We start from the raw sequence: 17,324 nt of genomic DNA, 5'->3' as shown, positions 1-17,324 counted from the left end.
CGGCTGCGCCGGAACCGCGCCTGCGGCGCGTTTCCGCCATTCGGCTTCAATCGCTAACGCAAGAAACAAGCGCAGGTCCATCTCGCATGACGCCCCAAGGCGCTGGGCGCCGCAGGATTCCGGTCTCAATCGCGCGTCGGGGTCACGGGGTAGCATCACCATCCTCGACCGCGACACGTTCCGGCAGCGTGAAGCAGGGCAGCATGATCATTGCCGCGACGGAGTGGACAGCGCTGCGTTTTCCCGCGGTACGGCTCGTTCGGTGCCTCAGCAGTCGCGCCAGGGAAGAATCAGAACGGTGGACGGCACACCCATGTCGTCATCCGGGAATCTTCCGCGTCCTGTCATCGAGGGCGACGGCGTTCACTTGACCCCGCTCAAGCATTGCCGGTTTGGTACGGAGGCCGGCTGTTGCCTGTCGTGTCCCAGTCGATTTCCATGCTGGCCGCCCATCCGCGTCCTCGATCGGCATGGGTCTGACCGAGAACACCGCCGCTGCGCGTCGCCTCGATCGTCTTCCCGCAACGGCCGCCGGCAGCTTTTTTCCGCCGCCTACGGCTTTGCATCGCGAAGCAAAAAAGCTGTCGCCGTCCGCCTTCCACTGATGTTCCAGCCCTGACGGGTGCGGGGCCGATCGTCCCCGGTTGCACGACCCCCATCGAGGTCGTGATAGGCGCGGTCCGATTGGAAAAAGGAACACGACAATGGCAACCATCGGCACCTTCACACAGACCGACAACGGCTTCACCGGCACGGTCAAGACCCTCACCCTCAACGTCAAGACCGTGAAGTTCGTCCCGACCGAGGGCGACAGCGAGCGCGGCCCCGACTTCCGCATCTTCGCAGCGGCCACGGAGTTCGGCGCCGCCTGGAAGAAGACCGCCCGCGAGACGCAGCGCGAATACCTCTCGGTCAAGCTGGACGATCCGAGCTTCCCCGCCCCGATCTACGCCAGCCTGGTCGCGACCGAGGACGGCGAGAGCCACAACCTCATCTGGTCCCGCCGCAACGGCGACTGAGAGCGGACCCAACGAAGCCCCGCTCGCCCGAGCGGGGCTTCGCCATGTTCATGGCCGTCACCCTTGTCGGGAAGTATGGAGATCGAGATGCACGGCTTTCCGGTTCTCCGGCTTTCAGCATCCCGATCGGATCTTGTTCCCGGCATCCGCTGGCGCTCCCGCTGGCAGGCTTGCTAGGGGCGCTGCCCCCGCGCGGCGCAAGGGCTCGCTGACGCTCGGCCGGGACGGCCTCCCCAACCTTCCGCGCGGATGCGTGCTTCGCACTGTCGTCATGCCGCCATCCGCTTGTGCAGGCCGGGTGATCCCCCTCCGTCCCGGCCGCCCTTGCGCCTTGCTACCCCGGTCTCGCCGACGGGCAGGGTTGCAGCGCAGCGCTGCGCTCCAACCCAAGCCAATAGGAGACAAGACCATGTATCATCAGCTTGCCACCCGGTTCGGCCGCAACGCCCACCAGATCAGCGGCAGGGAACCGCTCGACAACGAGGCCCTGTATCGACACGTCCCTTCGATCTTCGCCCGCGAGGCGCATGACAGCCGTTCGGGGCGTTATGTCTATGTCCCCACCATCGACATCGTGGAGGGATTGCGGCGGGAAGGATGGTTTCCGTTCTTCGCAGTCCAGTCCGTTCCGCGCGACGGCAGCCGCCACGGCCATGCCAAGCACATGCTGCGCCTGCGCCGGGATGAGGGCATCGGCAAGCCCGAGGCCGCCGAGGTCATCATCGTCAACAGCCATGACGGGACCAGTGCCTATCAGATGTTCGCCGGGATGCTGCGCTTCGTCTGTACCAACAGCATGATTGCGGGTGAGCGGTTCGAGGAAGTCCGCGTACCGCACAAGGGCAATATCCAGCACGACATTGTCGAAGGCGTCTATACGGTCGCCGACGACTTCCCGCGCCTGATCGACACGAGCGAGACGATGAAGGAAACCCAGCTTTCCAGTGACGAGCGCCGCGTGCTGGCCGAGGCGAGCCTTGTCGCCCGCTATGGCGCGGACGAAAGCCCGCTGCGCCCCGAGCAGATCATCGAGCCGCGCCGCCGCGAGGATGTCGGGCAAAGCCTCTGGACCACGTTCAATGTCATTCAGGAAAACGTCATTCGTGGCGGACTGCATGGCCGCAAGCGCAATGCCGAAGGCCGTATCCGCCGCAGCACGAGTCGCGCCATCAACGGCATCGACCAGAATGTGACCCTCAACCGCGCGCTCTGGACGCTGGCGGAAGGGATGCGACGCTTGAAGGCAGGATAGCGCCCCGCCGTAGAGCTGGACGACCGGCTCTACGGCTCATCTTTCGGGCTTTCCGTCTTCACGATTTTCCGCCGATCCGGCATAGCGGATCGGCGGCGCAGCCATGCCAGGGACATGGCCGCCGCTCGCCGGGCTCCGCCCGGCTCGCGACATCACGGAAACAGTGTTAAGAAGAAAATAACCAATATTGATCGGGTTAGACGCTCAACATATCTGCATTGAGCGACTTCTATTACTTCCATCGATCTTTGAACCTCTCTGGTCCGGGCGTGGCCCTGCACGTCCCGGTTTTGGGAGGTGACGCCATGCTGAGCATCGATTGGCGATCGCCGGCGGCATACGGGCACGCGAAGCAAATCCCGGCCGCCGGTTTCGCCTGGGAATATCTGCGTCGGAATGATGACTATCGTCAGGATTTCCAAGCCATCGCGCTGACCGGACAGCCGAGTGACCGTGAGCTTGAAGCATTCGCGCATCGCTGGGGCTTGCGATTTCCCGTACGATCCCGACGCGCTGCATGACCGGCAAACGCCGATCTGGAGTCCGAGCCTTCAGCCGCAAGCGGTGATGCTATCGCCGGTCAATCACAAGGACGGCGACGCCGAACCGATATTGACGTTGGCGCATCTCAATGGTCTCGACTTGCGCCGCGCAGTCGATGGCTGGCACGGCATCTGGCAGGTGGATGGTGTAGCGCATCAATTCTGGCTGCCTGATGCGGTGCCGGACGCAACCGCATCTTACGCCGTCACGCTGCCGATGGATTCCTTCCTGGAGCTGCGCGCCCATGCCGCCCGCCGGTTCTGGCGATCCCTCAACGGTCGCGTGCCCGGTCCCGATTTCCGAGCGCTCCCCGCCCAACTCCGGCAATGGCATATCCTCTCCCTGCGCGCACTCGACGCCCGGCTGCACGGCGCAAGCTATCGCGCCATCGCCGAAGTCCTGCTCGGCTTTCGCGGTGGCAAGGAGGATTTTGAGAGCGACCCGCGCAAGAACAAGGCTCGCCGGTTGGTCGAGCATGGGATCAAGATGATGCGCGGGGGCTATCGCCTGCTGCTCCACTATCCGATCAAGCCCGGTAAACGTTAATCGTGCGCAGGAACCGCCCTCACGCCTTGTTGACTGCCGCCTGTTCCAGAATCTTTCGATAGCCCTCGCGCGACAGCCATTGCGCGCGTTCGAGATGACTTTGCCAGCAACGATAGCTCCGAAGTTCATCGCCGACCGGATCACGGTGCAGAACGATCCGCGCGACTTCCTTCCAGTCCGCCCCCTCGGCCTTGGCGTCGAGAAGACGCAGATAGGTGACGTAATGCTGCTCGTCGTAGACCGATATGTCGTCGCCGGTCGGGGCTTCATCGTCCACATCGGGATCGAGCTCGAGATGCTCATGCATGAGGTCACCCTTTCGGTGCAACAACGCTCACAGCAAAATGGAACGAGTAGCATGCCCTGACACGAATAGGAACGATCCTTCCTAGAAGGATCGTTCCTATGGGGGTTCACCTCTCGTCATGGATCTCAAGGAGATCATGGCGAGGAATCTGCGTCGAGTACGTCATGATAGGAAGTTGACGCAAGAAGAGCTCGCAGATCGCGCGGGTCTGAGCATGCGTTATGTCGGCGCCATCGAGCGTGGCGACGTGTCCGCGAGTGTAACCGTGCTTGGCCAAATCGCCGATGCCCTTGACATCGAGCCCGGCGAACTGCTGAAAGCGGCCAGCAAGTCAAAGTAGGCGATCAATCTCGACTTCCATGCGCCCAGCCAAGGGCTGCGCGCCGACAAACAATCGATTCCAGCGAGAACAGCAGGAGGGGTGCCGCGAGCGCATAGGCGCAAATGCGGCACGCTACCTGTCGCCCGTCCTTCGCCATGGTTCGCCACAGCCCGCCACTACCGGCGGCAGCTTCAATGACGACCAGAGGTGATACCATGGCCAACCCCTTGGCGGGCCTTCCGCCCCGTCTTTTGCGCACGCAGGAAGCCGCGCGTTTCCTCGGCATTTCTCTGCGTACACTCGAAAAGCACAGGACCTATGGAACTGGCCCGACCTATCGCAAGATCGGCGGTCGTGTCCTCTACGCGGTCGAGGATCTGCAAGCCTGGACTGCCATAGGTGCTCGCAAATCCACCCGCGACAAGACTGCCGGCAGGGTCTTCCCCGCACGCCCGCTGACGCCCGAAGAACGGGGCGAATGCTGATGCTGGGCGCCGACGAACATAACAGCTTGATGCCTGACGCTGCCAATGAGCGCAGCCGCCTTGATCCCTTCGTGGTAGCGACCGGTGACGCCTCGCCACGTGACCAGCGCGACTTAATGGAGCGTCCATTCTTCTCGCTGGGGAAAACGCCACGCACGAAACCGATCCTCTACAAGGCCGCCGACGTCGAGGTGCAGGTTTTCGGCCTGCCCGAACACGGCATGGCGACCATTTGGGACGCCGACGTGCTGATCTGGGCCGCCTCGCAGATCGTCGCGGCCGAGAACCACGGATTTGCGACGTCGCGCTTCTTCCGCTTCACGCCCTATCACCTCCTGCGCGCCATCGGGCGCGCGACGGGCAACCGGCAGTATCTGCTCTTGAAGGCCGCGCTCGCGCGCCTGCAATCCACCGTCATTGCCACAACGATCCGCAACGGCCCGCATTGGCGGCGCCGGCAATTCTCCTGGATCAACGAGTGGGAGGAGATGACGACGCGCGCCGGCCGTGTCGAGGGAATGGAATTCGTCCTCCCCGAATGGTTCTACAGCAGCGTCGTCGACCGCTCGCTGGTCCTGGCCATCGACCCGGCCTATTTCCGGCTGACTGGGGGCATCGAACGGTGGCTCTATCGCGTCGCCCGCAAGCACGCCGGTCGCCAGACCGAAGGCTGGGTATTCGAGATTTCACATCTCCATCGGAAGTCCGGCAGTCTCGCGCGACCGTCAGATTTCGCGCTCGACCTGCGCCGCATCGCGGCCCGCCAGCGGCTTCCCGGCTATCGACTTGAGACCGAGTGGCAAGATGGGCGGGAACTGCTGCACATCTTGCCCGCAGAACGATTCACAGTGCCTGTTGATAACCCTGTTAAAGCCATCGGCACATCAGGCGCACGTCGTATCGGCACATCAGGCGCAAATCGTAAGCCGGACTCTATAGAAGAATCTAACAGAGGATCTAACTCTTCTTCTTTGACGCGTGTGCATGCGAGGCGTGGTGCCAGTGCGGCCAACCAGTGCCCCGCCAACCCCGATGCGGTGCTCCCGCCAAACTCCCCCGACATTTCCGGAGAAGGCCAATGAGCCGTCGCGCGTATCGCGGCGCGCATGGCCGTTCATTGCCGGACGAGCCATCGCCTTTCACCACCCTGGTCGAACTGACCTTCCAGAAACAGAAGATCGAGCACTGGATCAGGTTCGGCCATAAGAGCTACGAACAGATCCTCGACCGCCGTCGCAGCGTCGTGGGCTTCGCGCCGAACAGCATCTTCGCCTTCGTTCGCTGGGCGGCCAACGAGCATGGGACGATCATCTCGCGCATCGACATCGTGCGTGCCATCGGTCGCGGCGAGCCATTCCAGACACTGCCGTTCGTGCGTCCCGGCGGCGACATTCTGCTGCGCATCGATAGCTGGGCGAAAGTGCAACGCGCGCTTGTCGCAATCGACGCCGTGGAAGCGCTCGGCCTCGATCCGGCCAACGTGTCGCCGGATCATTGGCGGCACGTCCACAACCGTTTGACCGCCGGGCTGGAACCACGCCCCTATACGCCGGAGCGACACGCCGCCTGGCTCTCTCGCCGGCGAATCGCGCCATGACGCGACGTCGCACGCTCGCGGTGACGGCGCTCACCGTCCTCGGCATCGCTGCCGCAGGGGCCGTCGATTGGCCTTTGAGGTTGATCTGGAACGCCACCGCCAGCGCGCCGGTCGGTTTCTACACGGTCGCGCCGGGTGACGTGCTCGACGTGCCCCAGTTGGTCGCCGTCATGCCGCCCGAATCGATCTCCGCCTTCATGGTCGAGCGCGGCTACATAGCGCGAGGCGTCCCGCTGTTGAAGCGCGTCGCCGGCCTGCCGGGACAACGGGTATGCCGCACCGGCCGCACGATCACGGTGGACGGGATCGAGATGGGCGAGGCGCTGGAACGTGACCGGATCGGCCGCGAACTGCCCGTCTGGCAGGGGTGCCGTGTCATCGGCGATGGCCAGCTTTTCCTGATGAGTTGGGAAGTCCGCGACAGCCTCGACGGACGCTACTTCGGACCCATCCCCGCAAGCTCCGTCATCGGCCGAGCACTGCCGCTCTGGACCGATGAGGAAGGCGACGGCCGCTACGAATGGCGCGCGCCGACCCACTGACCTCTTCCATCCGTCCACAATCGAAGGAGATTATCATGGCGAATATCGGCGTATTCCAGAAGACCAAGTCCGGCTACGTAGGCCGCATCCACACGCTCATCATCGACGCCGAAGTCGTGCTTGTCCCAGCGAAGAAATCCGACGCGGAGAACACGCCGGACTTCCGCATCCATCTCGGTGACAAGGACGGGCCCGAGGTTGGCGCAGCCTGGAGGCAGACAGGAGAGAAAGCCGGCGACTATCTGTCCTTCCAGTTCGACGACCCCACGCTCGCGCAGCCGATCCGCGCGAATCTGTTCCAGTCCGACGACGACGAAAGCGCCTGGTCGCTGCTCTGGAATCGCCCGAAGCCACGCAACGAGCGGGACTGACGGTGATGCGATCCCGGGCCATTATCGAGCTCAAAGCCCTCATCCCATTGTTCGCGGAAAAGCCGTCTCATCCCTTCGTCCCGCTCGGCGACCGGACGGCCGGCACGCGCAGCGAAGGTCAGGGGCGGCCATCGGCCGGCGCTTGCGCCTTGCCCTTGACCGCAGCGAGCACGCTGGCAGGCTGGCGTCGTGGCGGAGACAGGACAGCACGGCGTTATGCTGTCCTGATCCTGGCGGCTGCGCTTTCCGTCTGCGCCGGATCGGGCGTCGTGGTCGCGCAATCCGCGCCCGTCGAGCGCCCGGCCGCCGCAGAACCGTATGCAGCTTACATCGCCGAAGCATCGCGGCGCTTCGGCATTCCCGAGCACTGGATACGTGCTGTCCTGCGCGCCGAGAGCGCGGGCGACGTGCGCGCGATATCATCGGCCGGCGCGATGGGATTGATGCAGGTGATGCCCGGTACATGGGCGGAGTTGCGCGTCCGTCATGGTCTTGGCCGCGACCCCTACGACCCGCGCGACAATGTTCTCGCGGGCACTGCCTATCTGCGCGAAATGTTCGACCGCTACGGCAATGTCGCAGCGATGCTGGCGGCCTACAATGCCGGTCCCGGCCGCTACGACGAATACCTTGCGACCAGCCGTACTCTACCCGCCGAAACCCGCGCCTATGTTGCCGCGCTCGTGCCAGTTCTCGGCGGCGCGACTGCAACCGAACCGCCATCATCGGCGCCACCACCGCCGCCCGATTGGCGTGAGGCACCGCTGTTCGTCACGCGCTCGGGCTATGCGCGGGCTGTCGCCGCGCCGCCGTCCGACGCACAATCCAGCGATGCCCGCGCGACCGTTTTCGCGCGCGATATCGCCGATGCAGAGCGGCAGGACGGCAACATTTTTGTGGCTCGCGCCAACGACGGAAGGGCGCCATGAGGATGATGTTCCCGCGCTCGGTGCGATCCGTTCCAGTGTCCAGTGAGGCAGGTTTGCGCCCGGTTGGATTCTCGGCAGGAGGGGCGGAAAAGGCAGAAAGGGCGGAGGGCAAGATTAAAGAAGACGGCACCATGTCGGGCCGCTTCCGAGAATTATTGTTGTCTGCACACTGGTTAGGCGACCGATTCCAGCACCATGGTTTTGAGGGGCGAGGTGCCGCGATTTCGCGCAAAGCCTTGGTTTCCTGGGGTTTCGAGCGGCACCATTGGCGCAGATCGTGCGTTTTCTGGCGGTTTTGGCTGGAGTCGCGTCCTTGAGCGCCGACGACGAAAACCGCTTCCGTCCGAAGCCCGGCCGCATCCGATCCGACACGCCGAAGGCTCGCAAGACCAAGAGCTTTTTCACGCAGGTCAAGAAGATCGCCCGGCAGCATCAGGCAGCGGCCTCCCGCGATTCTTCCATGCCGTCATCCGCCCGCCCGTCATCGCCGGGCCGATCCCGTGCTGTGGTCGCCAGCGGCAAGGGCGTGAAGCGCGGCCGGGGCGCGAGCTTCGTTCGCGCCCGCAACATCTCCGGCCATTGGCATCATCGCCAGCCGGGCAGCCGCCGCGTCATCGTCAAGCAGCGCAGCGTCAGGGCCGCATGGAAGGGCGGCCGTGCCCGCGCGCATCTGCGCTATGTCCAGCGTGACGGAACCTCGCGCGACGGCGAGCGAGGCCGGCTCTATTCGGCGATCGAGGTCCGCGCCGATGGCGACGCCTTCCTTGATCGCGGCAAGGACGACCGCCACGAATTCAGATTCATCGTCTCGCCCGAGGATGGCGCGGAGCTGTCGGACCTCACGGCCTACATCCGCGATTTCATGAAACAGGTGGAAGCCGACCTCGGCACAAAACTCGATTGGGTTGCGGTGAACCACTACAACACCGGCCATCCCCATGTGCATATCATGGTCAACGGCCGCGACGACACGGGTGGGGATCTAGTCATCAACGGCGACTATCTTTCTGCCGGCCTGCGCGAACGGGCCTGCGAGCTTGCCAGTCTGGAACTCGGCCCCGTCGCCGAGATCGAGCAGACCCGCAAGCTGTCCGCCGAAATCGACCAAGACCGTTTCACCCGGATCGACCGCGCCATGGTCGGGGAAGCCGATGCCCGTTTCCTCGACCTGCGCCATGAATCGGCAGAGCCGAGGCGGCAGTTCGAGCGGGCGCTGCGCCTGCGCCGTCTCAGCAAGCTGGAGAAGATGGGGCTGGCGGTCGAGCACGCGCCCGGCGTTTGGGAATTGAGCAAGGACATGGAACCGGCCCTGCGCGAGCTAGGCGAGCGCGGCGACATCATCCGCACCATTCAGAAGGCGCTTGGGCCGCAGGGCGGCGAGTGCGATCCCTTGAGCTTCCATATCCATGACGGAGCGCCCGACACGCCCATTGTCGGCCGCGTCGTGGACAAGCACCTGTCCGACGAGCTGGGCGAGAACCTTACCGTCGTGGTGGACGGGATCGACGGGAGGACGCACCATATCGCCGGCATCGCGCCCGAGAGGCTGGAGGACGCCTGCATCGGCAGCGTCATCCAAATCGGCCTGGCCGAGGTGACGGCTCGGCCGTCCGACCGCACCATCACCGCCATCGCCGAGGACGGCATCTATCGGCCGAGCCGCCATCTGGAGCAGGCGAAATTCGAGGGCCGCGTTCCCGGCGGCGACTATGAGGGCTATGTCGATGCCCATGTCCGCCGGCTGGAGGCGTTGCGCCGGGCCGGGATCGTCGAGCGGATCGACGTTGACCAATGGCGCATCCCCGATGATCTGGTCAGCTGCGCCGCCGACTACGATGCCGGCCGCGACAGGCAGGCCAGAGTTCGCGTCCTTTCCCCGGTCGATCTAGGCAAGCAGATCGGATCGGACGGCGCGACATGGCTGGACCGGCGATTGGTCCATGGCGAAACGGCCGACCTTGCGCCGACCGGCTTCGGCCAGCAGGTGCGCGAGGCCATGGACCAACGACGTGAGCATCACATCGAGCAGGGCGACGCCACCCGAGCACGGGGCGGCCTCATCTTCTACCGGCGTAGCCTGCTTGCCACCCTGCGCGAGCGCGAGGTTGCTCGCGTCGGCGCGGAGATGGCCGAGGTCAAAAAGTTGCCGTTCCACGCTGCCGTTGATGGCGAGAACGTGAGCGGCACGTTCACCGGCACAGTGCAGCTATACAGCGGCAAGTTCGCCGTGGTCGAGAAATCCCATGAGTTCACGCTGGTCCCGTGGCGACCGGTCATCGACCGCCAGCTTGGGCGCGAGGTCATCGGCGTCATGCAAGGCGGATCAGTGTCCTGGCACATCGGGAAATCGATAGGGATCGGCTTGTAACAGTTAGCGTCGCTAGACAAACTTGACTAACTGGCGCAATTCAGGCAAATACGGTAGTCAAATTTATCTAGAGAGAATGTGATGCTGAAAGCGAACAGCGAGTCCGTCGGTATTCGGGATGGGTGGTGGCGCGTAGAGGCCGGGGCGTAGGTCAATGTCTACGATCCGCCTTCTGGTGCTCGGTGCCGTACGACGACGGGGGCGGGCGCATGGATATCAAGTGCGCTCCGATCTCGAAGCGTGGGGTGCGCACGAATGGTCGACGGCAGCGCCAGGCTCGATCTACCACGCACTCAAATCCATGGCGGCTCAAGAATTGCTGCGCGAAGGCGGAGCCGAGAACAGCGCTGCCGGTCCGCCGAAAACAGAATACGAACTCACCGAAGGCGGTGAGGAGGCGTTCTTCGGCCTGCTGCGCGATGCATTGTGCAGCCATGATCAGCGGCTGGATCTGCTCGGGGCTGCCGTCGGGTTCATCGACGAACTGTCCCGTCCCGAAGCGCTCGATCTTTTGCGTATCCGCGCACAGGCGATGGAGCAATGGAAGGAAAGCATCGTCTCTCATCTGCCGCCGGACGTGGATCTTCGGGCATGGGGGCCGGTTGGTGAAGTTATCGGGCTTTGGCTCCATACAGCTGAAAGCCGGTATGAGTGGACGAATGGATTGATCGCGAGGCTCGAGAAGGGCGCGCATCGAATGAAGGGCGACCCGTAAGCGTAGCTTGTCGTCAACGCGGCTGGCTTCACCAACGTAGAGAGGCTGGCGGTCTTCAACCCAATCGCATCTAACGGAGTACCATCCATGCACGAGGCAATCGGCACCACCGTACCATTGCTGCCCAGCGGCTCCATGGACGAAACCTTGGCGTTCTGGGAAGCGCTCGGCTTTGAGATCACCTATCGTCAACGCTCTCCCAATGCCTACGCCTCGACGCAGAACGGAACCTACCAGATCCACTTCTATGGCCTGCCGTCCCTGGATCCGGACGACAACTTCAGCATGTGCATCGTGAATGTGCCGGAAGCTGAACGTCTGCACCGAATGTTTTCCGAGAGGATGCGGCGCTTGCTGGGAAAAGTTCCGGGCAGGGGCTTCCCCCGCATCTCCCGGATGAGGCCTGGGCAGACCCGCTTTACCATTACGGACACCGCGGGCAACTCGGTCTACTTCATCAAGGCTGGAGACGAGGACCATGCGATCGGCGAGGCGTTCAAGGCGCCTGGCCAGACGGAATGGCAGCGCACTTTCAACCTGGTCACGAGGCTGCGCGACTACCATCTCGATGACGCCAAGGCCGCGAAAGTCCTCGACACGGCGCTCGAACGAACTGAACCCGACGACCTCAGCGAGTTTGGATATGCGCTGGCGGCGCGTATCGATCTGGCCGTGGCAATGGGCGAGGAAGAACGCGTGCCCGATCTCCTCGATCGGCTTGAGAAACTGCAATTGTCAGCCGAAGAACACGAAACGCTGCGACGTGAGTTTGCTGTGCTCAATGAGCTCCGATCGGAAGCTGGGGATCGGCAGGCGTGATCAGCTCATCGTTGTTGCGCTTGCGACAGCCGGTAATTGATCGGGTTGATTCGTCAGAAAGGCAAACATCGTCATGCAACGGCGCGGCTTCGGAGACACCCGATTGGATCACCGGCCACAGATCCTTGTCGGCATCCTCGTGTTCGAGCGATATGCGCGCGGTGTGCGGCTGCCTCCAAGATACAAGAGGAAAGCATGATGGCAAAGCGACCCGACGCAGCACAGACCGCCTTCGGGCCCATGGTGATCGTTGCCTGCGAGCAGCATGTGCCCGAGGCGCTGCGGCTGATCGACGATCCTCTGGCAATCGAATTTCTGCCGCCCGGCCTGAAATTCATCGTGCGCATGTCGCGCTGGGCTCTTGTGCGTCGGATGTTGATGGCAGTCACGGAGAAGCGCGCGCCCGGAATGTGGGCCGCTGTGGCGTGCCGCAAGAGGTACGCGGATGAAAGGGTTGCGAGTGCGGTTAGCGCCGGCATTGGCGCCGTAGTCATTCTGGGTGCCGGGCTAGATACCAGAGCCTATCGTCTGGCCGCGCCTGCTGGCATCGACACCTACGAGCTCGATCTCGCGGCAAACAGCGAATTCAAGCGCGAGAGATTGCAGGCGATCTTCGGCAGCGTGCCAAAGAACGTCAGACTGCTGCCCGTCGATTTTGACAGAGACGACCTCGGCGCTGCCTTGACGAAAAGCGGCTTCCCGGTGGAGCGGCCGACGATGTTCGTCTGGGAGGGCGTCACGCAGTATCTCACCGAGGATGGGGTGCGGCGGACGCTGGCCTTCCTTTCCGGTGCCGCGCCCGGCAGCAAACTCGTTTTTTCCTTCGTGCGTCAGGATTTCCTCAACGGTACTTACTTCTACGGCGCCGAGCCACTCTACCGCCAATTCGTAGAAGGCTATCGCGTATGGCACTTCGGCCTAGCGCCAGAAGCCGTCGCACCTCTCCTCAATGAGTATGGATGGGTGGAGAACGAACAGGTAGGTGCGGCGGAATTTGTCGAAAAGTATGTTCTGCCGACCGGCCGCGATCTGAAGGTGGCGGAGATCGAGCGGATCGTCTGGGCAACTAAAACGTGACGGGTGGTCTCGCCGGCAGCGGTGGACTAACCGGGAGCGGCCGATCAGCCACGATCCGTTGATCTTTTGCAACCGTACAGTTGAGGGAATGGCGCGCCACCATCCTCTCTCGCAGACCCGGCCCGTCCTGAACACCTGCGGCCGGATGGGATTGTGCCCGCCGTAACAGTGAGATGCGACCAATGCGTCGATGCTCAAGTAAGGAACATCCCCAACTTTCCGTCCCCACGCTGTTGGCTGGCCGGATTCCGATGGCGTCGCTGATACAGGCTCTCGCTGTGGCCGAACATCTGAACTTCCGCCACGCGGCGAACGCGCTCGGCGTCGCGCAATCCAGCGTCAGCGCGCGCGTGAAGGCTCTAGAGGAAGATCTTGGCATCGTCCTTTTCGAGCGTCATGCGCGCGGTGTGAGGCTGACCGAAGCGGGGCGCCACTTCGTTGAGCGCGTGACGGCCGGTATCGACCAACTGGAGCATGCTGTCAGGACTGCCGGTATGGTGGCGCGGGGAGAGCACGGCCGCTTGCGGATCGGCGTTCACGCCCTCATACCCGGCAGTTTCCTCAGCAAATTGCTCGATCGTTTCCGCGGCCAACATCGGAGTATTGAAATCGAGATAACCGAAGGCACGGCTCGGGATTGTGTCATGCTGGTTCGGTCGAATGGGCTCGACCTGACCTTTGTAGCGGGCTCGCCTGAATTCTCCGACTGTCACGCGCGCCGGATATGGAGCGAACGACTTCTGGCGGCGCTGCCGTCGAGCCATTCCCTCGCCGATCGAGCAGGTGTCACTTGGGCCGACCTTGCAAGCGACACCTTCGTTGTTCGGCGTGGCGGTACCGGGCCACAGGTGCATGACCATATCGTCATGCGTTTAGCCAACGTCAGGCCGAACCTTTCGATTCTCTGCTACGACGTTGAGCGCAGCACGCTCCTGGCAATGATTGCGCAGGGATACGGAATTACGATCGCCAGCGAGTCCACCAAGCTTCTGCATGCGGCCAACGTGACGTTTCTCCCTATCCTCGATGAACCCGAGCCGCTTGCGTTCTCAGCAGTCTGGTCTCCGCACAATCGCGCACCGTCCTTAAGGAATATCCTCAGCCTCGCATGTGAGATGGCACGACGGTGTCAGACGCCCTAGGAGCAATTGTGCCTGCCAGACCATGTGCTGGCGTTTCCTCCTATTTGCCGCCGTTCGTATCCGGTGGCCCTCCTGCAACGTATTTGCTGTTGCGCCGCGCGAAAGCGCCCGTTCTCTGATCAACTTCGTCTTTTGCCGATTGGAGCCTTTATGCGCGGAAGCCGAATCCTTTGGGGTCAGATCGCCGTCGTCTTCACCATAGTTGTGGTGACGACCTGGGCGGCGACCCAATGGACCGCTTGGCGGCTTGGTTTCCAGCCCCAGCTTGGCAATCCGTGGTTCGATCTGGTGGGCCTGCCGGTCTACTATCCGCCTGCCTTCTTTTGGTGGTGGTTCTCTTTCGACGCCTACGCGCCCGCGATCTTCGTCGAAGGAGCGATCTTTGCAGCGTCCGGCGGTTTCATTGCCATCGCCGCCGCCATCCTCATGTCGATCATCCGGGCGCGCGAGGCGCGGAACGTCGCCACCTACGGTTCGGCACGATGGGCCGAAGATAGGGAAATCCGTTCCGCCGGGTTGCTCGGCCCCGATGGCGTGCTGCTCGGCCGCTACGAGCGGGAATATCTGCGCCAGGATGGGCCAGAGCATGTGTTGTGCTTCGCCCCCACTCGTAGCGGCAAAGGCGTCGGGCTGGTGGTGCCGACGCTGCTGACATGGCCAGAAAGCTGCATCGTCCATGACATCAAGGGGGAGAACTGGACGCTGACGGCCGGCTTCCGGGCGAGGCACGGCCGCGTCCTGCTGTTCGACCCGACCAACGCCAAATCGTCCGCCTACAACCCGCTGCTGGAGGTCCGGCAGGGCGAATGGGAAGTCCGCGACGTGCAGAACATCGCGGACATTCTGGTCGATCCGGAAGGCAGTCTCGACAAACGCAACCACTGGGAAAAGACTTCTCATTCGCTTCTGGTCGGCGCGATCCTGCACGTTCTCTATGCCGAGCCCGACAAGACGCTGGCGGGCGTCGCCAACTTCCTGTCCGATCCCCGCCGTCCGGTCGAAGCGACCTTGCGCGCCATGATGGACACGCAGCATTTTGGAGAAGCCGGCGTTCATCCCGTCATCGCCTCATCGGCGCGCGAGCTGTTGAACAAATCCGAGAACGAACGGTCGGGCGTGTTGAGCACCGCCATGTCCTTTCTCGGCCTCTATCGCGATCCCGTTGTGGCGAGGGTGACGGCGCGTTGCGACTGGTGCATTGCCGATCTGGTCAGCGGCCGCCAGCCCGTTTCGCTCTATCTGGTCGTGCCGCCGTCCGACATCAACCGCACCAAACCGCTCATCCGCTTGATCCTTAACCAGATCGGCAGGCGATTGACCGAGGAACTGAACACGTCCGGCAAGCGCCATCGCCTGCTGTTGATGCTGGACGAGTTTCCCGCGCTCGGCCGATTGGATTTTTTCGAGTCTGCCTTGGCCTTCATGGCGGGCTACGGCCTAAAATCCTTCCTGATCGCGCAGAGCCTCAATCAGATCGAGCGCGCCTATGGGCCGAACAACGCGATCCTCGACAACTGCCATGTGCGCGTCAGCTTTGCGACGAACGACGAGCGCACCGCCAAAAGGGTGAGCGACGCGCTCGGCACCGCGACCGAGCTGCGCGACTCCACAAACTATGCAGGGCACCGCCTGGCCCCGTGGTTAGGCCACTTGATGGTATCGCGGCAGGAAACGGCGCGGCCGCTGCTCACACCTGGCGAGGTGATGCAGCTGCCGCCGACCGACGAAATCGTCATGCTCGCAGGCACGCCGCCGATCCGCGCCACCAAGGCCCGCTACTATGAGGATGCGCGGTTCAAGGAACGAATCCTGCCGCCGCCCGATCTGGTCGCCGCTCCGCTGGCGCCCAGCCCATCCACCGATGATTGGTCCGGCCGTGTGGTTGCGGCGGATGGCCGCTCCGCGACGGACGCCGGAAACGGGGCCGAGGGCGATCCCGCTAATGCCGGCATCCGCCGCGAGCCGGAGTTGCCGCGCCAAGAGGAAATCGTCGCCTCGCCGCCGTTGCCCGAACAGGAGTTCGAGTTTCTGGACGACGAGCCGGACGTTGACGCGGCCAAGGCCCGCGCCATGCGCCAGCGCATGAGGATGGTGGCGCGGCAGGTGGCAATGAACCCCGATGACGGAATCGACCTTTGAGGACACGCCCATGACCACCAGAACCCGCCTGAATCTCTATTTCGACCCCGCGCTCATGCCGCAGATCGAGTCGCTGGCGCTGCGCCGCAAGGTCTCGAAATCCGCCATCGTGGAGGCGGCGATCATGTCCTACCTGTCCGGCGATTCCGCCGACCAGCTTGAAGCCGCTATGTCGCGCCGCTTGGACAAAGTTGGCCGCCAGATCGACACGCTCGACATGGACCTTGCCGTTCTTGGCGAGACGGTCGCGCAGTTCATCCATTTCTGGATGACCCTCACGCCGCCGCTTTCGGGGACCGCGCAATCCGCTGCCCGCGCGAAAGGTGCGGAGCGGTTCGAGGGCTTAATGCAGGCCCTCGGCCGGCGGCTGGCGACGGGCGACAGGTTCCTCAAAGAGCTGTCGCGCGACATAACGCCTTTTGAGCAGACCGCGACAGACTTTTACGAGAATGATAGGGAATAGTGTCGGGTTTCGACCCCATATGCGCCAAAATGCGTTGCTAGGGTCCCAGGCTAAGAATGAAAGGCATATTGGCCATGCGCAGGGCAATCAGCGTCATTTGCATCTTGCTTGCCGGCTTGGGAACTTCTGGCGCGATGCCGATAGATATGACCGTGGACCGCCTCTTCGAGCTGTGTGAGGCGAGCACCGTAGAGGCGGCCACGGAAAACGGAGCCGAGCTCGGCTGGCAGCGCCTTGCCGACGCTGAAGCGGAGAAATGGCGGACGAGTTTCGTCGCCTACAATGGCGGCCAGGTCGACCTTGTCGGCTGGCGGCGCGAGCAGCCCGGCAAAGACGAGACCTTGTCGTTCTGGATAGCTGTCGGCCCAAATGCACACAAAGCCTGCGCGTATTCGACCTCGGAACCCGCCGGGGTTCTGAGCGCCCTGTCGGAGCGCCTGGGTGAGCCGGACAGTCTCGAGGAGAATGAGGCCATCGAAATGATATCTGCCTGGTGGATTCGAGGTGAACGCGAATATTCCCTCACCCAGGTCGGCTCGTCCGCCATCGTCAATATCGGGCCTAGCCCATGAGATGAGCTGACGGTCTCATCTAAAGTGACGGTGACGTTGAAGCCATAAGATCACTCTGGCCGCTAACAACCTCATGCAAGTCGGCCAGAGCGTTCCGGGCAGCTCCAGAAGCGGAC

At 63.1% G+C, this 17,324-nt stretch carries 20 protein-coding genes and 1 pseudogene; 20 read left to right on the top strand and 1 reads right to left on the bottom strand.

The features are described from left to right. Positions 1-704 precede the first annotated feature (704 nt). The 4 genes from ACVJNE_RS02065 (at position 705) to ACVJNE_RS02050 (ending at position 3,360) form a co-directional block, all read left to right on the top strand. Positions 705-1,019: a DUF736 domain-containing protein gene (locus tag ACVJNE_RS02065; protein ID WP_499562519.1), complete on the top strand. Its 315-nt coding sequence runs from the start codon at positions 705-707 to the stop codon at positions 1,017-1,019. Positions 1,020-1,428: 409 nt separating this feature from the next. After that, positions 1,429-2,271, top strand: a complete 843-nt coding sequence (locus ACVJNE_RS02060; protein WP_499562517.1) for a DUF932 domain-containing protein — start codon at positions 1,429-1,431, stop codon at positions 2,269-2,271. Between the two features lie 305 nt (positions 2,272-2,576). Continuing rightward, on the top strand, positions 2,577-2,792 hold the full coding sequence (locus ACVJNE_RS02055; RefSeq protein WP_499563184.1) for a transcriptional regulator domain-containing protein: 216 nt from the start codon (positions 2,577-2,579) through the stop codon (positions 2,790-2,792). Beyond that, the gene (locus ACVJNE_RS02050) at positions 2,719-3,360 is read left to right on the top strand and encodes a DUF2285 domain-containing protein (RefSeq protein WP_499562515.1); all 642 of its coding nucleotides are present in this window, start codon (positions 2,719-2,721) and stop codon (positions 3,358-3,360) included. Before ACVJNE_RS02055 ends, ACVJNE_RS02050 begins: the two co-directional genes overlap by 74 nt. Positions 3,361-3,379: 19 nt before the next feature. On the opposite strand, the gene ACVJNE_RS02045 is transcribed toward ACVJNE_RS02050, so the two are convergent. Beyond that, positions 3,380-3,667 carry a DUF2285 domain-containing protein gene (locus ACVJNE_RS02045; RefSeq protein WP_499562513.1) on the bottom strand — a complete coding sequence of 96 codons (288 nt, stop codon included), beginning with the start codon at positions 3,665-3,667 and terminating at the stop codon, positions 3,380-3,382. Positions 3,668-3,785: 118 nt separating this feature from the next. Between ACVJNE_RS02045 and ACVJNE_RS02040 the strand changes: the two genes are divergently transcribed. The 16 genes and pseudogenes from ACVJNE_RS02040 to ACVJNE_RS01965 all read left to right on the top strand — a co-directional run bounded on the left by ACVJNE_RS02040 (position 3,786) and on the right by ACVJNE_RS01965 (position 17,208). Then, positions 3,786-4,007 (top strand): helix-turn-helix domain-containing protein, encoded by a 222-nt coding sequence (locus tag ACVJNE_RS02040; RefSeq protein ID WP_499562511.1) that lies wholly within the window; start codon positions 3,786-3,788, stop codon positions 4,005-4,007. 197 nt (positions 4,008-4,204) lie between these two features. Further along, positions 4,205-4,474 carry a helix-turn-helix transcriptional regulator gene (locus tag ACVJNE_RS02035; protein ID WP_499562509.1) on the top strand — a complete coding sequence of 90 codons (270 nt, stop codon included), beginning with the start codon at positions 4,205-4,207 and terminating at the stop codon, positions 4,472-4,474. Beyond that, a complete protein-coding gene (locus ACVJNE_RS02030) occupies positions 4,474-5,556 on the top strand; it encodes a replication initiator protein A (RefSeq protein WP_499563182.1) in 1,083 nt (360 codons plus the stop codon). Before ACVJNE_RS02035 ends, ACVJNE_RS02030 begins: the two co-directional genes overlap by 1 nt. Next, entirely contained in the window at positions 5,553-6,071 is a 519-nt protein-coding gene (locus tag ACVJNE_RS02025; RefSeq protein WP_499562507.1) for a DUF2840 domain-containing protein, read from the top strand. The genes ACVJNE_RS02030 and ACVJNE_RS02025 overlap by 4 nt, the downstream gene beginning before the upstream one ends. Continuing rightward, the gene (locus ACVJNE_RS02020) at positions 6,068-6,613 is read left to right on the top strand and encodes a S26 family signal peptidase (protein WP_499562505.1); all 546 of its coding nucleotides are present in this window, start codon (positions 6,068-6,070) and stop codon (positions 6,611-6,613) included. Before ACVJNE_RS02025 ends, ACVJNE_RS02020 begins: the two co-directional genes overlap by 4 nt. Before the next feature lie 35 nt (positions 6,614-6,648). Next, positions 6,649-6,984, top strand: coding sequence for a DUF736 domain-containing protein (locus ACVJNE_RS02015; protein WP_499562503.1), 336 nt, complete (start codon positions 6,649-6,651; stop codon positions 6,982-6,984). A gap of 5 nt (positions 6,985-6,989) precedes the next feature. Further along, positions 6,990-7,913 (top strand): lytic transglycosylase domain-containing protein, encoded by a 924-nt coding sequence (locus ACVJNE_RS02010; protein ID WP_499562501.1) that lies wholly within the window; start codon positions 6,990-6,992, stop codon positions 7,911-7,913. A gap of 460 nt (positions 7,914-8,373) precedes the next feature. Beyond that, positions 8,374-8,877: pseudogene (locus tag ACVJNE_RS02005) on the top strand (relaxase/mobilization nuclease domain-containing protein); the annotation flags it as partial. Further along, positions 8,863-10,281 carry a DUF3363 domain-containing protein gene (locus ACVJNE_RS02000; protein WP_499563180.1) on the top strand — a complete coding sequence of 473 codons (1,419 nt, stop codon included), beginning with the start codon at positions 8,863-8,865 and terminating at the stop codon, positions 10,279-10,281. The pseudogene ACVJNE_RS02005 and the gene ACVJNE_RS02000, both read left to right, overlap by 15 nt. A gap of 154 nt (positions 10,282-10,435) precedes the next feature. Next, positions 10,436-10,996: a PadR family transcriptional regulator gene (locus ACVJNE_RS01995; RefSeq protein WP_499562499.1), complete on the top strand. Its 561-nt coding sequence runs from the start codon at positions 10,436-10,438 to the stop codon at positions 10,994-10,996. An 87-nt stretch (positions 10,997-11,083) separates the two neighbouring features. After that, complete coding sequence (locus tag ACVJNE_RS01990; RefSeq protein ID WP_499562497.1) at positions 11,084-11,815, top strand: DUF8817 family protein; 732 nt, start codon at positions 11,084-11,086, stop codon at positions 11,813-11,815. Positions 11,816-12,013: 198 nt separating this feature from the next. Then, on the top strand, positions 12,014-12,892 hold the full coding sequence (locus ACVJNE_RS01985; RefSeq protein ID WP_499562495.1) for an SAM-dependent methyltransferase: 879 nt from the start codon (positions 12,014-12,016) through the stop codon (positions 12,890-12,892). Positions 12,893-13,143: 251 nt separating this feature from the next. Further along, a complete protein-coding gene (locus ACVJNE_RS01980) occupies positions 13,144-14,034 on the top strand; it encodes a LysR family transcriptional regulator (RefSeq protein ID WP_499562493.1) in 891 nt (296 codons plus the stop codon). A gap of 150 nt (positions 14,035-14,184) precedes the next feature. Next, entirely contained in the window at positions 14,185-16,173 is a 1,989-nt protein-coding gene (locus ACVJNE_RS01975; protein WP_499562491.1) for a conjugal transfer protein TraG, read from the top strand. A gap of 10 nt (positions 16,174-16,183) precedes the next feature. Beyond that, positions 16,184-16,636 carry a ribbon-helix-helix domain-containing protein gene (locus ACVJNE_RS01970; RefSeq protein WP_499562489.1) on the top strand — a complete coding sequence of 151 codons (453 nt, stop codon included), beginning with the start codon at positions 16,184-16,186 and terminating at the stop codon, positions 16,634-16,636. Positions 16,637-16,710: 74 nt separating this feature from the next. Next, positions 16,711-17,208 carry a hypothetical protein gene (locus ACVJNE_RS01965; RefSeq protein ID WP_499562487.1) on the top strand — a complete coding sequence of 166 codons (498 nt, stop codon included), beginning with the start codon at positions 16,711-16,713 and terminating at the stop codon, positions 17,206-17,208. Positions 17,209-17,324 lie beyond the last annotated feature (116 nt).

This window comes from Mesorhizobium sp. DxT (genome assembly GCF_058448885.1).
This window is presented reverse-complemented; position numbering and strand designations above follow the sequence as displayed.

Bases quoted from the DNA above. Each gene is read 5' to 3' on its own strand.
- ACVJNE_RS02060 (WP_499562517.1), top strand. From the start codon at position 1,429: ATGTATCATCAGCTTGCCACCCGGTTCGGCCGCAACGCCCACCAGATC.
- ACVJNE_RS01985 (WP_499562495.1), top strand. From the start codon at position 12,014: ATGGCAAAGCGACCCGACGCAGCACAGACCGCCTTCGGGCCCATGGTG.
- ACVJNE_RS02025 (WP_499562507.1), top strand. From the start codon at position 5,553: ATGAGCCGTCGCGCGTATCGCGGCGCGCATGGCCGTTCATTGCCGGAC.
- ACVJNE_RS02040 (WP_499562511.1), top strand. From the start codon at position 3,786: ATGGATCTCAAGGAGATCATGGCGAGGAATCTGCGTCGAGTACGTCAT.
- ACVJNE_RS02010 (WP_499562501.1), top strand. From the start codon at position 6,990: ATGCGATCCCGGGCCATTATCGAGCTCAAAGCCCTCATCCCATTGTTC.
- ACVJNE_RS02030 (WP_499563182.1), top strand. From the start codon at position 4,474: ATGCTGGGCGCCGACGAACATAACAGCTTGATGCCTGACGCTGCCAAT.
- ACVJNE_RS01980 (WP_499562493.1), top strand. From the start codon at position 13,144: ATGGCGTCGCTGATACAGGCTCTCGCTGTGGCCGAACATCTGAACTTC.
- ACVJNE_RS02015 (WP_499562503.1), top strand. From the start codon at position 6,649: ATGGCGAATATCGGCGTATTCCAGAAGACCAAGTCCGGCTACGTAGGC.
- ACVJNE_RS02000 (WP_499563180.1), top strand. From the start codon at position 8,863: ATGGTCAACGGCCGCGACGACACGGGTGGGGATCTAGTCATCAACGGC.
- ACVJNE_RS02045 (WP_499562513.1), bottom strand. From the start codon at position 3,667: ATGCATGAGCATCTCGAGCTCGATCCCGATGTGGACGATGAAGCCCCG.
- ACVJNE_RS02020 (WP_499562505.1), top strand. From the start codon at position 6,068: ATGACGCGACGTCGCACGCTCGCGGTGACGGCGCTCACCGTCCTCGGC.
- ACVJNE_RS01975 (WP_499562491.1), top strand. From the start codon at position 14,185: ATGCGCGGAAGCCGAATCCTTTGGGGTCAGATCGCCGTCGTCTTCACC.
- ACVJNE_RS01965 (WP_499562487.1), top strand. From the start codon at position 16,711: ATGCGCAGGGCAATCAGCGTCATTTGCATCTTGCTTGCCGGCTTGGGA.
- ACVJNE_RS01970 (WP_499562489.1), top strand. From the start codon at position 16,184: ATGACCACCAGAACCCGCCTGAATCTCTATTTCGACCCCGCGCTCATG.
- ACVJNE_RS02035 (WP_499562509.1), top strand. From the start codon at position 4,205: ATGGCCAACCCCTTGGCGGGCCTTCCGCCCCGTCTTTTGCGCACGCAG.
- ACVJNE_RS02055 (WP_499563184.1), top strand. From the start codon at position 2,577: ATGCTGAGCATCGATTGGCGATCGCCGGCGGCATACGGGCACGCGAAG.
- ACVJNE_RS02065 (WP_499562519.1), top strand. From the start codon at position 705: ATGGCAACCATCGGCACCTTCACACAGACCGACAACGGCTTCACCGGC.
- ACVJNE_RS01995 (WP_499562499.1), top strand. From the start codon at position 10,436: ATGTCTACGATCCGCCTTCTGGTGCTCGGTGCCGTACGACGACGGGGG.
- ACVJNE_RS01990 (WP_499562497.1), top strand. From the start codon at position 11,084: ATGCACGAGGCAATCGGCACCACCGTACCATTGCTGCCCAGCGGCTCC.